Raw genomic sequence first — 14325 nt, 5'->3', positions numbered from 1 at the left:
GAGTTGCCGGACGGAGGCAGGCTGCCGGGTCCTCACGGACAGTTCAGCCAGGGGACAATCGATGACCAAGTTCATGAAAACGAAGCGGCACGCCGCCGTCTGTCGCGCCGCATTTTTGCTCGGCGCCTCTTTGCCGGTAATGATCGGCGTAACAGCCGAAGCGCATGCCCAGGACTACACCAATGTTTCCGCGTCCGGTCGCGTGGCCGACGAAAGTGGCATGCCGATCGCGGGTGCCACGGTCACGCTTACATCGAGCGACCGCGGCGTCGTTCGCACCGCCACCACTAGCGATACAGGTGCCTACACGATCACGCAGATCGCCCCGGGAGACTATGATATCACGGTCACCGCTCCTGGTTTTGCGCGCTATGAGGAAGCAGGCGTCTCCCTTACCCGCAGTAGCGGTGCGGCGAACAGCTTCACGCTGGTCCCCCTGCCTGAAAGCGACGAGACGACCATCGTCGTAAAGGGAACACGCCAGGCAATTACCGACTTCGAAGACGCGACAACCGGCGCGACGATCAACCTGGCCGAGATCGATCAGCGCGTCCCGATAGCGCGTTCGTTGCAGGACATCATCCTGATGTCCCCCGGCACTGTCCGCGGCTCTTCGGGCGCCAACGGCGGGTTTGCCGATCAGGTGGCGATCAGCGGGGCATCCTTCATCGAGAACGCCTATTACGTAAACGGCCTCAATATCACCAACTTCCGCATGGGCCTGCAGCCGGTCGAAGTGCCCTACGACTTCTACGAAACGGTCGAAGTGAAGACGGGTGGCATGCCCGCAGAGTTCGGTCGCGCGACCGGCGGCGTAGTCAGCGCCGTGACCAAGTCCGGCAGTAACGATTTCCACGCCAGCGTGCTCGGTACGTGGGAACCGCAAGATATGCGCGAATCCTCACCCGCAACCTACTCCACCAACAACGAAGATGCGACGCAGGACCGCCACGAAATCGTCATGCAGGGCAGCGGTCCGATCATCCGCGATCGGCTGTTCGTCTACGGTCTCTATACGGTCCGCAAGTTCGACCGGCTGACGCCCGACGAAGACCAGGACAATGCCACGCGGGTCGAAAATGACAGCCCATTTTGGGGGGGCAAGGTCGACGGTTACGTGACCGACGACCACCATCTCGAATTCACGTATTTCGACACCAGCAACGAAACACGCACCCGCAGCATCGAGTACGATCGGGAGACTGGGGAGGAAGGCGCTGAAACCGGCGGCACCAATTCGCGCGGAGGGGGCACCAACTATGTTGCGCGCTATACTGGAACCTTCGCTCCGTGGCTGACCGTCTCGGGCGCCTACGGGGTGAACAAGCTGCGCGACGGCACGCTTCCGCTGGATACCGATAACGAGCGCGTTCTTGATTATCGCGAAAACGATGCCGGGATCGATATCGGTTTGAACAAGGTCACCGATGCTTACGGCTACACGACGGACGAGCGCGAGTTCTTCCGCGGCGACATCGACCTGACCTTCGAAGCCGCCGGGTTCCATCACCTGCGGCTGGGCTACGACCACGAAACCGATACTTCGGAGCAGGTCCACCAGACGATGGGACAGGGCTTCTTCAAGATATATACCGCCAACACCGACATGGCGGAACGGCTGGGGATCGCCGAGGGCACCGACTATTACACGACGCGCGTCTATCGCAACAACGGCGTCAGCACGGTCAAGAACGAGGCGTTCTATATCGAGGACGACTGGTCGCTTCTGGACGACCGGCTGCGTCTGCAGCTGGGCCTGCGCAACGACCGCTTCTCCAACCAGGGCGTGAACGGCGAATCCTATTACGAAAGCGGCAACCAGTGGGCACCGCGCGTGGGCGCCTCGTACGACCTTTTCGGCGACGGACGGACCAAGCTCTACGGGTTCTATGGCAAGTATTTCCTGCCCCTTGCCGGCGACATCAATCTCAACGTCATGGGCGGGCGCGTTACCTATACCCGGTACAACCTGCTCAACGGGCTCGATGCCGCCAAGGGAACGCCACTGGAAGGCGCGCCGATCACCGGTGCCGAGGGCTTTGGCGCCTGCCCCGATACCGGCACAATCAATTGCGAGGTCCAGGCCGATGGCTCGCCGTCAGATCCCTCAGGTGCGATTGCGGAAAACCTCTCGCCGCAATCGTCGAACGAATTCATCATCGGGGCCGAGCATCGCTTCAGCAACCGCATCAAGGTGGGCGCCTATTTCACCCATCGCGAACTGGACAACGTGATCGAGGATCTTACGGTCGATTTCGGCGCGCGCGCCTATTGTATCGAACAGGGCTTTTCCGAGAGCGACTGCACCGCCGCCTATCCGGGCGGGAGCAACTGGGTAATCGCCAATCCCGGACGCGATATCACCGTGCAGATCAATCCGCTGCCCGACGGCTCCACCCCCACGGTGACGCTGGCCGCCGAAGACTTGCTCTACGACGAGCCGAAGCGGAACTACAACGCGGTGACCTTGACTTTCGACCGCGAGTTCGACGGCGCATGGGGCCTGTCCGGCACGTATACTTGGGCGATGGACAAGGGCAATTACGAGGGCGGCATCCGCTCCGAAAACGGCCAGCTGGCGGTCAACCGCGTGTCCGATTTCGATTCGCCCGGGTTCCAGAACGGATCCTACGGCTACCTGCCCAACGACAGGCGCCATACCGTGAAACTGTACGGCAGCTATCGCCCGTTCGAGTTCCTCGACCTGGGCGTCAATTCGCTGGTGCAGTCGCCGCGCAGCTATAGCTGTATCGGCACGGTGCCGCAGGAGGTGGACCCCTATGCCCACGGCTATCACGGCTACAGCTACTATTGTAACGGCGAGCTCGTCCCGCGCGGCAGTGCCTTCAAGGGAGACTGGCTGTACCAGTTCGACGTTAGCGCGGTTGCCCGCCTTCCGCTCGATGGGCTCGACGCATCCTTGCGGTTCGATGTGTTCAATCTATTCAACAGCAAGTCGGTGACCGCATATAACGAGTTCGGCCAGTTGGGGAACGATGCCCCCAATTCCAACTACAGGAAACCCGAAGCCTACCAGACGCCGCGGTATGTGCGTTTGCAGTTCCGGCTTGGGTTCTGACCCTTGCAGCAACTCCCGCCCGCAGCCTGCACGCGGCGGGCGGGAGTCTATTACCTCGCAATTTTTCAATCGGAGATTGCGGGAAACCCCGCAGGTTTGCTTAACCCGACGACCGAGGAGAGCCAGAGTTGAAACGATCCGCCCGCCAACGTGAAATCGTCGCGATGCTGCGCAGCGGGATCACGCTGTCGGTCACAGGCCTCGCCGAGGAACTGGCAGTTTCGGACGAGACCATCCGGCGTGAGCTTCGCGTGCTGGAAGAACAGGGCGCGATCCTGCGTGAGCATGGCGGTGCCCGCCTCGCTGCACCGACGCTGGAGGGTCCGCTGAACCAGCGGATGGAGGAAAACTCCGATGCAAAGATTCGCATCGCACGTGCTGCGGCGGACTTCGTCTCCGATGGCGATATCGTGTTCATCGATTCCGGCACGACCTCCTGCTATATCGCGCGCCAGCTGGTGGATCGCCGATCGCTTACGGTGATTACGAATTCGCTCCAGGTCGCGTCCGATCTCGGCGGGATCAACAACAACCGCCTGTTTCTCGCCGCTGGCGAGATGGATTACGAATACCGCGCCTTTTCTGACGCCTCGGCTCAGGAATATATATCGGGCTTCACCCCCCACCTTTCGATCCTCTCGGTCGGCGGGATCAGCCTCGATCGGGGTTTGTCGGACTTTCACCCCGGCGAGGCTGCGGTAAGCCGGATCGCCTATGCCACCTCGCAGAAAGTCCTCCTGGCCGCGGATTCATCGAAATTCGGCCGTCATGGCCTGATCCGCACGGCACCACTTTCGAGCGTCGATGTCTTGGTGACGGAAAAGCCACTCGATCCAGAGTTCGATCAGGCCTTCGCTCACGCGGAGGTGGTGGTCGCATAATCGCGGCCGCTCGTGGCGATCGCGAACAGCAGGGCCACCAACGCCACACCCGCCCCTGCACACGCGATCAGGCTATGGAGCAACCAGAAGCCGGTGCTTTGTCCGGCATCGAAGAACCTGCCTGCAAACCCGACCCACAGACTTGCGAAGAAGCCATGCAGGTAGAACAATCCCACCCACAGCCCGACCTGCCGGTCCGGCGCGAAGCTCGTGACCAGGCTTAATCCCGAAGGCCAGACGAGAACGATCCCCAGGTCGATCAGCGCGAGATAGAGCACCACCCAGATCAGCGGCGTATCCGGCCCTGACGCTGCTTCGGCCCAGGCGAGCACCGAATAGCCGGCAGCGCACGCGACGCAGCCCAACGCGATCTGCGACAGCGCCCCGATTTCGATGCCTCGCCGCTGCAAGGCTCGAAAACCGGCCTGCGTTGCGAAGATGAGCGCGATCGTCAGCAACCCGTCCATCGCCAGCAACCAGCCGACGGGCATTTGCCAGGTACCAATCGAGAGATCGACCCTATGCCGGCTCCACACCAGCACCATATTGCCGATCTGCCCGTAGGCGGCGAAACAAAGATAGACCGCGATGATCGCGAGTCCGAGCAGGAGGGTTCTCGAAGGGGCGGAGCTGTCGGATTGGCCGGGTTGGGGTGCCACACCGTCAGCTGGCTCACCAGTCCGCTCGTCAAGCGCCGCGCGACCGAGCATGAGGACGTAAGTGACGATTGCCATCGCCACGCCGGCGGCAGCCATCAGCACGGCCGACCGCCAGCCAGCTGCGAAAGCGACCGCCCCCAAGGCCAGAGGACCGCAGATCACCCCGAGGTTCAGGAAGAGAAGATAATACGAGTACGCCCGTCGCCGCTTCGCCTCCCCTTCGAACAATTTGCCCACCTCCACCGACAGGTTGCCCTTCAGCAGTCCGGTGCCGAAGGCAAAGAGGAAGAGGCCCGGCAGGAAGCCCCAGAGCGACGCGACCAGCAACAGCCCGGCAAGCATGCAAAAGCCGCCCGTGAGCACCGATGGCCGCCGTCCGATCAGCAGATCGCCAATCATTCCGCCGATTGGAATGGAGAGATAGACCAGGGCAGTGGTCAGGCCGTAAATCTGGGAAGCAAGGCCGACATCATCGGTTTCACTTCCCAGCAGGTTTCGCAGTCCGCCCAGGCCGGGCACCTCGTCGTTGTGGGGAAGAACCTGCTCGATCAGCAACAGGGTCAGCATCGATTTCAGGCCGGCAAGTGCAAACCGTTCCCAGAATTCAGTCAGCGACAGACCAAGAAAGACCGACGATCTGCGTACGCGACTTGTCTGTTTCGCCAGGCTGATCCGCAGAGCGTGCATGCGCGTTCTCCGTTTCGCAGGCCGCGCCTATGAAACCTCTAACCTAACAGGATTGTGACACCGCATGTGAGGCGGGACACGCACGGGCGTGCTTCGCCTCGGACAGTTGAATGCAAGAACTGCACCTCTTCTTCCGTCATCGGGCTGAGACCTGGGTTCTCGCCTAGTCTCTGGTTTTCGTCGGGAAGCTCGTGCTGCGGTCGAGCATCTCGATCTCTCACTCAAATCGGTCGATGCACAAGACCATCGAGGATCTGCAAAGAGATGGAGCGAATGCTGCAGACGCCGCACAGGCGTCGCAAATGACGGAGGAGAGTGGATCGGCCTGCAAAAGCCAGTGGCGGAGCGAGAGGGATTCGATGTAATCACCGATGAGGCTGATTTCGAAGTCAAAATAAGAGCCGGCATCACCGTTACCCCCCTACTCATACCCCGCATTTATCTACGAACTTCGGAGCAGGTCGATCCTGTATCGGTTCTCATCCAATTTCAGACTCCGGTTCCAGGGGGAGGCGTCTGTAAAGAGATTCGAGGCTTCGATACCGTCTATCGGAAGATCGTTGTGACCCGTCCAGTTGACCAGGAGACATTCACCTCCTTTGCGAAGCGAGCGATAGCAAAGGCGCGAGGTGGTTTCGATTTCGGCGGCTGTAAGAAAATATAGGACCTCCGAAAGAACGATCAAATCGAATGAACCTTCCGGCCACTCCGAGGGAATTTCCCCGAGATAGAACACGACATTACGGCTCGCCGCCAACCGTCGGCTCGCCCGTTCGATCGCTGCTTCGGCCACATCGATCGCGATAAGGCTTTTGCAACGGGGGGCGAGTTCCTGAGTCAACGTGCCGATCGAGCATCCTACCTCCAATGCTCGTTCGTATCTCTTCCGTGACAGTGCGGCGATCGTGCTACGGCGCTTCTGCCGTTCGTACACGCTTGTTTCGTAGTCCCAAGGATCGGGATCGTTCGCATAAAGCGCGTCGAACGTACTTCGCCGGTCAGGCGTTGCGCTATTCACGAATGAAAATCTCCGCGTGAGAGCGGAAGTGCTCAGCCAACGCCAGGGGCATTGCGAAGCCCTGCGGATCGTCGTCGATCAGGTTCGTTAGCTGGGACCGATACGCTGCCATGGCCTGCCCCTTCGCGGTCAGGAATCGATCGTTGCGGAAAGTGCGAATGGCCGATGGCACTTCGCCGTTACCGAAGCGGCCCCAGACGGCGAAGCTCCAAGAGGGAATGTCGAGATCCTTCGCAATAGCCCGCGCAATGTGCGCCGCGGCTTGGTGGTCGCAATGCGGATCGCCCTCCCACGTGGACCACACCGCCGCCGGGGCCATGCTGCGGGCGAAGTTGCAGGTGTATTGGATAAACTCCGGCCGGCCAGCTTCAGCGGTGCTGTTGCCGTCGGTTAGCTGCGCACGCTCGACAGTGGTGTCATGGCCAGGCGCGAGCGAGTGTAACGCTGTCTGCAATTCCTCGCGTCGAATCGCGATGAGCTTGGCGCGTGGGTAGCGTCGCGAATGGGGATGGGAGTTTTCGCCATCGGTCAGGAGCAGGATCGCGATCCGCCTTCCGGCTGCGGCAGCGCTCGCCAAGGCCATGCCGCAGCCGAGCGTCTCGTCGTCGGGGTGCGGCGAGACGATCAACAGTCCGCCGGGAGGGGCCAGCGCTTCGATTTGGATAGCGGGCGCAGTCGCCGCTGCGTCAAGCAGCGCGCCTTCGGGTTTGTCGGGAACGCTCACAGGAATTCTGCCGTCGTGCCGCGTGCAATCAGCGCCTCGGCGGCACGGGCGCGTTTGGCGTCGGGCGCGGCCTGGCAGAGGAACAGCCGCAGGTCGCGCGCGATGCGTTCGACAGCGGTACCCGCTTGGTGCGCGCCCATTCCCAAAGCCTGCTCGACGATGCGGAGAACATCGCGGCAGCAGGTCTCGGTGACCTCGCGCGCGAGAAGAGAAAGGATCGCCGCATCCGGGTCGGCGTTTGCCGCCTCCACCGCATCTGCCGCCCGTTGCAGCCAGAGGCGCGGGGTCTCGATCGCAATCGCGCCTTCGACGATCCGGCGCTGCTGATGCGGATCGTCCGCTCGTCCGCGCGCCACGAGGACGTCTCGCATCAGTCCGAACAGCGCCTCGCCTGCCCCGAGGTGTGCTGTACAATAGCGCCATATGCCACCTTCGAAAAAGGGTTCGCGCAAATAGTCGCCGGGCTTGCCGAAGGTGCGCTCGGCAGACACGCTCTCTCCGCCAAAATCGTAACGACCGGATTGGGTCGCGCGCATCCCGTCCATCGCCCACGCCGAAAAATCGGCGCGAGCCAAATCCTTCGTGGGTAGCAACAACAACCTCAGACCTGCCTCGTCCTGCGCGGTGACGACCGCCTGACCCACCAGGCCGAGACCGGAGGCGAACCGCTTGCCCCCCCTCAGGTGCAGCCGGTCGTCGCGCTCGACGAAACCGAACGGTGCAGCGGGATCGTCTGCTCCCCAGACGCCCAGCAATTCCCCGTCCGCTACGTCCGCGAAGGCCGCTTCGCTCAGGCTGTCCGAACCGTAGAGGTGCAGCAGCTTAACTGCATTCATATGCCCTTCGAAGAGTCGCGCGACCGAAAGGTTGGCCCGCCCCAACGCGCGAAGCGCATCGAAGGCCGGCCGCGTGCCTTCGGGCTCGGTGCCCCAGCCCTCGCCTCCTCTGGAGCGCGGAAGGCACGCGGCGAGCCAGCCATCGGACCTCAGGAGTTCGATCTCATTCGAGAGTTCGCCATCGTGGACGTCAGCTTCGCCCGCGCGCTTGGCAATCACGCTTGCGACCATTTCCAGGTGCGCATCCTCAGGCAACCGCCCGGTCTCCGTGTGCAAGGATACGCAGCGCCAGCGCCAGTTCGCGTTCCACCTCACTTAGTCGCATGGGTGGGCTAGCATCAAGGCTCGCCAGCGATCCATCGGCCGCGCATTGCCGCAGCGCCGCAATCGGGAGGAGCGCCGCATCGCAGTCAGGGTCGGCAGCGATCGAGCGAGTTGTTAGTGCTTCGCCGCATCCGCCGCTGGCCCGCCCTTGAAGTCGGGCCGACGTGCGCGTTCCGAGATCATTGGCTTGCGCGACTGCGTATCCGCGCTCGACCATCCGGGCGCACAGTGCCGAATCTTCGCCGTGAGCGGGCAATGGGAGGCGGCCGACGTCTGTATAAGCGCGGCTGCGTATCGCTATGCTGGCGCCCGAGGCACGGAAAGCGAAAGCGCCCGCGCCGCCGCTTGTCCAGCGTTCCCACAACTGCGAGAGCGCCGCGAAATACGCGCGTTCGACCTCGCCGGTGTGGCGCACCTGACGGGGCAGGAGGGCCAGCTCGCCTTCGTCCAGCCGAACGTCCTCACAGATCATGTCGAACCCGTTGGCGAGCAAGGCACGGGCCTGCCCGATCCAGTTCGCGCCCACGTAGCTATCCGCATCGGTTGTGAGCAGATCGCCATCGGGAGCGATCGCGGCACCAACATCCATGGCGATACGCCGCGAATGAGGTGCGTTGCGGATGAGGCGGGCGAAGGTAACGTTCAGCACAACGCACGAGCAGCCGGTTTCACGCGCCCACGCACGAAGGAGCGTAGCGGAACCGTCCGTGGTATTGTTGACTGCGAAGACGAGCGTACCGGCATCGACGTGCGAATCCATCGCGACCCTCAACGCGGCAAGGGCACGGGGCAGCAACTCGATCTCGTCGCGGACCGGAACAGCGACGGTATAGGCCGGGTGGGAAGGATTGATCCATTCCGCGCCCGACAGGCGCGTTCGTTCCGCAAAGGGTGGTGCACCGAGAATGGAGCCAAGGCCGGGTATCGGCCGTGCATCGGAAGCATAGCCGTTCTTCAGCCCGCGGACGGGCCTATCGTCCATGAGGGCCTGCGCTTTCATTGCTTCGCTGGTTCGGACGAACAGCCGATGATCCGACTACAGGCCGTATTACAGAAGCGGAGCATTTGTCTTTCCTTCGCGCTTTGGCATGTCATCCGCTCGCGCGTGACGTTTTAAACGCTAAGGATGAGGGGCGGGATGGTTCCTGAACTAAGCCTTCGTTAGGAAAAGGGCATCATTTATCAGTTTTACATGATCCACACCCAGGAAAAATTCCGTCCAGATGAAGATTTTACAAACCCGCAAATGTTATTATTCGACGCCTTACTGCGAATGCGTCAAGAATATTTGAGACGGGACGCAACCTAAGACGAAAGGCTCCGTTGGAGAGGGATTACCCCTCAACCCGGGAGCTTTTCATGTCCGACAAATTCGACCTGTCCAAAGGCGGCGCGAACCATCAGAAGCCCATGGGCGACGACGATGTTATGACCACCGCGCAAGGTCATCCGATTGCCGACGATCAGAACTGGCTGACTGCCGGTCCGCGCGGGCCACAGCTGCTCGAAGACCAGATCGCCCGCGAGAAGATCTTCCATTTCGACCATGAACGCATTCCCGAGCGCGTGGTTCACGCTCGTGGTTATGGCGTGCACGGTCACTTCGAGCTGAAGAAAGCGATCCCGCAATATTCCCGGGCGCGGATCTTCAATGAAGAGGGCGTCAAGGTACCCACCTTCACGCGCTTTTCGACCGTGGCGGGCAACAAGGGTTCGCCCGATCTGGCGCGCGACGTGCGCGGGTTCGCAACCAAGTTCTACACCCAGGAAGGCAACTGGGACCTCGTCGGCAACAACATCCCGGTATTCTTCATCCAGGATGCGATCAAGTTCCCCGACCTGATCCACGCGGCCAAGCCCGCGCCCGATCGCGGCTTCCCGCAGGCACAGACCGCGCACGACAATTTCTGGGATTTCATCTCGCTCAGCCCCGAAGCGATGAACATGGTCATGTGGATCATGTCCGATCGCACGATCCCGCGCTCGTTCCGGTTCATGGAAGGCTTCGGCGTCCACACCTTCCGGCTGGTGAACGAGAAGGGTGAGAGCCACTTCGTCAAGTTCCATTGGAAGCCGAAGCTGGGCCTCCAGTCGGTCGTTTGGAACGAGGCACTGAAGGTCAACGGGATGGACCCCGACTTCCATCGCCGCGACATGTGGGATGCGATCGACGCGGGCGATTTCCCGCAATGGGACCTGGGTATCCAGGTGTTCGACGAGGAATTCGCCGAAAAGTTCGATTTCGACGTGCTCGATGCGACCAAGATCATCCCCGAAGAAGAGGTGCCCGTCGAGATCATCGGCACGCTGACGCTCGACGCCAATGTCGACAACTTCTTCGCCGAGACCGAGCAGGTCGCCTTCTGCACGCAGAATTTGGTGCCGGGCATCGACCATTCGGACGATCCGCTGCTGCAGGGCCGCAATTTCAGCTATCTCGACACGCAGCTGAAACGTCTGGGCGGCCCCAATTTCACCCATCTGCCGATCAATGCCCCCAAGTGCCCGGTGCGCCACTTCCAGCAGGATGGTCACATGGCGATGACCAATCCCAAGGGCCGCGTGAATTACGAGCCCAATAGCTGGGGCGATGGCGACGGAGCGGAGGAAGATCGCGGCCCGCGCGCCTGCCCGATAAAGGGGTTCCAGAGCTACGAAGCTCCGGTCGAAGGGCCCAAACTGCGCGTGCGCAGTGAGACCTTTGCCGATCATTACAGCCAGGCACGCCAGTTTTATGTGAGCCAGACCCCGGTCGAGCAGACGCATATGGCGAACGCGCTGACCTTCGAGCTTTCGAAGGTCGGCCGCATGAGCATTCGCAAGCGGATGATCGGCCACCTGCGGCATATCGACGAAGGCCTGGCGCAAGAGGTTGCCGACGGCATCGGCCTTACCGAGCTGCCCGAGAAGGTACCGGCGGCGCGCGACCCGATCACCGATCTGGCGGAAAGCCCCGCACTTTCGATCCTCAAGAACGGCCCCGGCAATTTCAAGGGGCGCAAGCTGGGCATCTATATTGCCGAAGGCGCAGATGCGGATGTCGTCAAGGCGCTGAAAGACGCCGCGACCGGCGCAGGCGGCATGGTCGAAATCGTCGCACCGCACATTGCCGGTGCCAAGCTGTCCGACGGCAAGATCATGGAAGCCGACGAGAAGATCGATGGCGGTCCTTCGGTCACCTACGACGCGGTGGCCGTGGTGATGAGCGAGGCTTCGGCCAAGCGCTACAACACCGACAAACCCAGCATCGACTTCGTCAACGACGCCTTCGCCCATGCCAAATTCGTTGCCTACGTCCCGGCGGTCAAACCGCTCTTCGAGACGGCGGGCGTGTGGAACTGGATGGACGACGGCTTCGTCGATGTCTCGTCCGGAAAGGATGCGGCGAGCGCTTTCATCGAGAAGTGCGGCGAGCTGCGCTTCTGGGACCGCGAAAGCGTGAAGCAAGACTGAGCGGAAAGGATACCGACATGAAAAACAATCGAGAAATCGGCATTGCGGGCGGTGTAGCCGCCGCGGGCGTGGCGCTGGGCGCCGTCGCCTTCGGGGCCTTCCTGTCCCGCCGGCATGATGGCGGCAGCGACGATGCGCCGAAGATCGCCCGCCGCAAAAACCAGGGTGAACACGCGCTGGTGGGGCGGACGGTCACCATCCGCAAGCCCGCCGCCGAGCTCTATGCCTATTGGCGGGACTTCGGAAATCTGCCCGAGTTCATGGAGAACGTCGAGCAGGTCACCGAGCAAGGTGGCCCGAAGGGCCGTGCGAACTGGACGATCAAGGCGCCCGCCGGGACAACGGTCGACCTGAAAACCGAGATCACCGACGATGTCGAGAACGAACGGATCGCTTGGGCATCCGTCGAAGGTTCCGAAATCGAGACCACCGGCGAGGTTATCTTTACCGAGGCACCCGGTGATCGCGGTACCCGCGTATCGCTGCGGATCGAATACGACGCACCGGGCGGTGCCATCGGACGCGGGATTGCAAAGGCCTTCCTGCGCGAACCCGAAGTCCAGGCCCGCCACGACCTCAAGCGCTTCAAGATGCTCATGGAAACCGGCGAGATCGCCACGTCTGCGCATCGCAAGAGCGAAACGCGCCAAGCAAAACAGCAGGAGAACGCATAATGCGCGCACTCACATGGCACGGAACGCACGACGTCCGCGTGGATAGCGTTCCCGATCCCGAAATCATCAATCCGCGCGACGCGATCCTCAAGATCACCTCGACCGCGATCTGCGGTTCGGACCTGCACCTCTATGACGGGGTCATTCCCGGCGTGGTCCCGGGCGACGTGCTCGGCCATGAATTCATGGGCGAAGTCGTGGAAACCGGCAAGGACAGCACTCTGAAGAAGGGCCAGCGCGTGGTCGTTCCCTTCACGATCAGCTGCGGCGGCTGCTTCCATTGCCAGATCAAGCAATATTCCGCGTGCGAGAACTCGAATCCGGTGGAAAAGCAGGACATGTCGGCCACGCTCTACGGCCATCCGATGGCCGCGCTGTTCGGCTATTCGCACCTGACGGGCGGGTATTCGGGTGGTCAGGCGGAATATGTCCGCGTGCCGTTCTCCGATGTCGGACCGATCGTGATCCCCGACCATCTCGAGGACGAGAAAGTGCTGTTCCTGTCCGATATCCTGCCGACCGGCTGGATGGGGGCGGAGAATGCGGACATCCAGCCCGATGACACGGTCGCCGTGTGGGGCTGCGGCCCGGTTGGCCTGTTTGCAATCCAATCCGCCATCATCATGGGCGCGAGCAAGGTGATCGCGATCGATCACTATCCACACCGGCTCGAACTGGCCAAACAACTCGGCGCGGAGGTGATCAATTTCAAGACGACCGAAGTGCGCGAGGCGCTGATGGAAATGTCGGGCGGGATCGGTGTGGACGCGGTGATCGATGCGGTCGGCATGGAATCGCACGGCTTCGCGGTCGACAACATGCTCGACATGGTCAAGCAGACCGTCGGCATGGGAGCGGACCGTGCAGCGGCGCTCAAGCAAGCGATCCTTGCGGTGCGCCCCGGAGGGCGCGTTTCGATCCCCGGCGTGTATGGCGGAATGACCGATAAGTTCCCGCTGGGTGCGCTGATGGAGAAGGGGTTGCAGGTGCGCGCCGGCCAGACCCACGTACAGCGCTATACCAAACCGCTGCTCGACAAGATCGAGGATGGCACCATCGATACCACCTTCCTCATCTCGCACCGCTTGCCGCTGGAAGACGCCGCGCGCGGCTACAAGAACTTCCGGCAAGAGCAGGACAGCTGGACCAAGGTGGTCCTCAAGCCCGGCATGGATGCGGGAGCCACCGCATGAGCAAGAACCCGGTCAAAAAACTTTCGGGTCTGTGCGTCGTCACCGGTGCGTCCAGCGGTATCGGACTTGAGCTGGCGAAGCTCGCGGCGACGGACGGATGCGACCTGCTGCTGGTGGCGGATCGCGATCTTGCCTCCGCCGCCGGTGCCGTACGCGAGTGCGGCGCTGCTTCGGTCGAGTATCTCGAGACCGACCTCGCCACGGAAAGCGGCGTCGACGAACTGATGAACACGGTCGGGGATCGGCCCGTGGATGTGCTGATGGCCAATGCTGGCCAAGGACAGGGCGGCGCTTTCCTCGGCCATTCGTGGAGCGATATTAAAGCCACGATCGATACCAACATCACCGGTACGATTTCGCTGATCCACAAGATCGGGGGTCGGATGGTTCTGCGCGAGGAGGGCCGCATTCTTGTGACGGGTTCCATCGCCGGGAGCATGCCAGGTCCCTTCAACCTGGTATACAACGCGACCAAGGCGTTCATCGACAACTTCTGCGTGGGTCTCGCGAACGAACTGAAGGTAACCCCGGTTGTCATCACGTGCCTGCTGCCCGGGATCACCGACACCCGCTTCTTCGAGCGGGCGGACATGGAGGACACCACGCTGGGCCAGTCGAAAAAGGCGGACCCGGCCAAGGTCGCGCGCGATGGTTACGAGGCGCTTCTCAAAGGCGAAACACAGGAAGTCAGCGGCTTCATGAACAAGCTGCAGGATACGTTCGCAGATATCCTGCCTGACGAGCTTGTCGCGAAAATGCACGAGCGGCTGGCGAAGCCTCGGCACGATACCTAGGCT

The 14325-nt window shown here is 61.8% G+C and carries 11 protein-coding genes; 6 read left to right on the top strand and 5 right to left on the bottom strand.

Annotated elements, in window-relative coordinates:
* Positions 1-61: 61 nt before the first annotated feature.
* Together ACYQ0L_RS13245 and ACYQ0L_RS13240 are read left to right on the top strand one after the other, a co-directional pair.
* A complete protein-coding gene (locus ACYQ0L_RS13245) occupies positions 62-3079 on the top strand; it encodes a TonB-dependent receptor (RefSeq protein ID WP_459789762.1) in 3018 nt (1005 codons plus the stop codon).
* A 128-nt stretch (positions 3080-3207) separates the two neighbouring features.
* Positions 3208-3960 (top strand): DeoR/GlpR family DNA-binding transcription regulator, encoded by a 753-nt coding sequence (locus ACYQ0L_RS13240; protein ID WP_459789761.1) that lies wholly within the window; start codon positions 3208-3210, stop codon positions 3958-3960.
* On the opposite strand, the gene ACYQ0L_RS13235 is transcribed toward ACYQ0L_RS13240, so the two are convergent.
* From ACYQ0L_RS13235 to ACYQ0L_RS13215, 5 genes are all read right to left on the bottom strand, one after another.
* Positions 3936-5306, bottom strand: a complete 1371-nt coding sequence (locus ACYQ0L_RS13235) for an MFS transporter (protein ID WP_459789760.1) — start codon at positions 5304-5306, stop codon at positions 3936-3938. The two genes, ACYQ0L_RS13240 and ACYQ0L_RS13235, sit on opposite strands and share 25 nt — an antisense overlap.
* A 442-nt stretch (positions 5307-5748) precedes the next feature.
* Complete coding sequence (locus ACYQ0L_RS13230; RefSeq protein ID WP_459789759.1) at positions 5749-6324, bottom strand: class I SAM-dependent DNA methyltransferase; 576 nt, start codon at positions 6322-6324, stop codon at positions 5749-5751.
* The gene (locus tag ACYQ0L_RS13225) at positions 6317-7048 is read right to left on the bottom strand and encodes a PIG-L deacetylase family protein (protein ID WP_459789758.1); all 732 of its coding nucleotides are present in this window, start codon (positions 7046-7048) and stop codon (positions 6317-6319) included. The genes ACYQ0L_RS13230 and ACYQ0L_RS13225 overlap by 8 nt, the downstream gene beginning before the upstream one ends.
* On the bottom strand, positions 7045-8139 hold the full coding sequence (locus tag ACYQ0L_RS13220) for an acyl-CoA dehydrogenase family protein (RefSeq protein ID WP_459789757.1): 1095 nt from the start codon (positions 8137-8139) through the stop codon (positions 7045-7047). Before ACYQ0L_RS13220 ends, ACYQ0L_RS13225 begins: the two co-directional genes overlap by 4 nt.
* Entirely contained in the window at positions 8132-9208 is a 1077-nt protein-coding gene (locus tag ACYQ0L_RS13215) for a glycosyltransferase family 2 protein (RefSeq protein ID WP_459789756.1), read from the bottom strand. Before ACYQ0L_RS13215 ends, ACYQ0L_RS13220 begins: the two co-directional genes overlap by 8 nt.
* Before the next feature lie 359 nt (positions 9209-9567).
* On the opposite strand from ACYQ0L_RS13215, the gene ACYQ0L_RS13210 reads away from it, so the two are divergent.
* Genes ACYQ0L_RS13210 through ACYQ0L_RS13195 form a run of 4 tightly spaced genes read left to right on the top strand, consistent with a single transcriptional unit; the run spans position 9568 to position 14322 of the window.
* Positions 9568-11661, top strand: a complete 2094-nt coding sequence (locus tag ACYQ0L_RS13210; protein WP_459789755.1) for a catalase — start codon at positions 9568-9570, stop codon at positions 11659-11661.
* A gap of 17 nt (positions 11662-11678) precedes the next feature.
* Positions 11679-12335 carry an SRPBCC family protein gene (locus ACYQ0L_RS13205; RefSeq protein ID WP_459789754.1) on the top strand — a complete coding sequence of 219 codons (657 nt, stop codon included), beginning with the start codon at positions 11679-11681 and terminating at the stop codon, positions 12333-12335.
* Positions 12335-13528, top strand: coding sequence for a zinc-dependent alcohol dehydrogenase (locus tag ACYQ0L_RS13200; RefSeq protein ID WP_459789753.1), 1194 nt, complete (start codon positions 12335-12337; stop codon positions 13526-13528). Before ACYQ0L_RS13205 ends, ACYQ0L_RS13200 begins: the two co-directional genes overlap by 1 nt.
* Positions 13525-14322 (top strand): SDR family NAD(P)-dependent oxidoreductase, encoded by a 798-nt coding sequence (locus ACYQ0L_RS13195; RefSeq protein ID WP_459789752.1) that lies wholly within the window; start codon positions 13525-13527, stop codon positions 14320-14322. Before ACYQ0L_RS13200 ends, ACYQ0L_RS13195 begins: the two co-directional genes overlap by 4 nt.
* Positions 14323-14325 lie beyond the last annotated feature (3 nt).

This window comes from Alteriqipengyuania triglochinis (assembly GCF_054655655.1).
The sequence above is the reverse complement of the archived record's forward strand: the minus strand, read 5'-3'. Positions and strand labels throughout refer to the sequence as shown.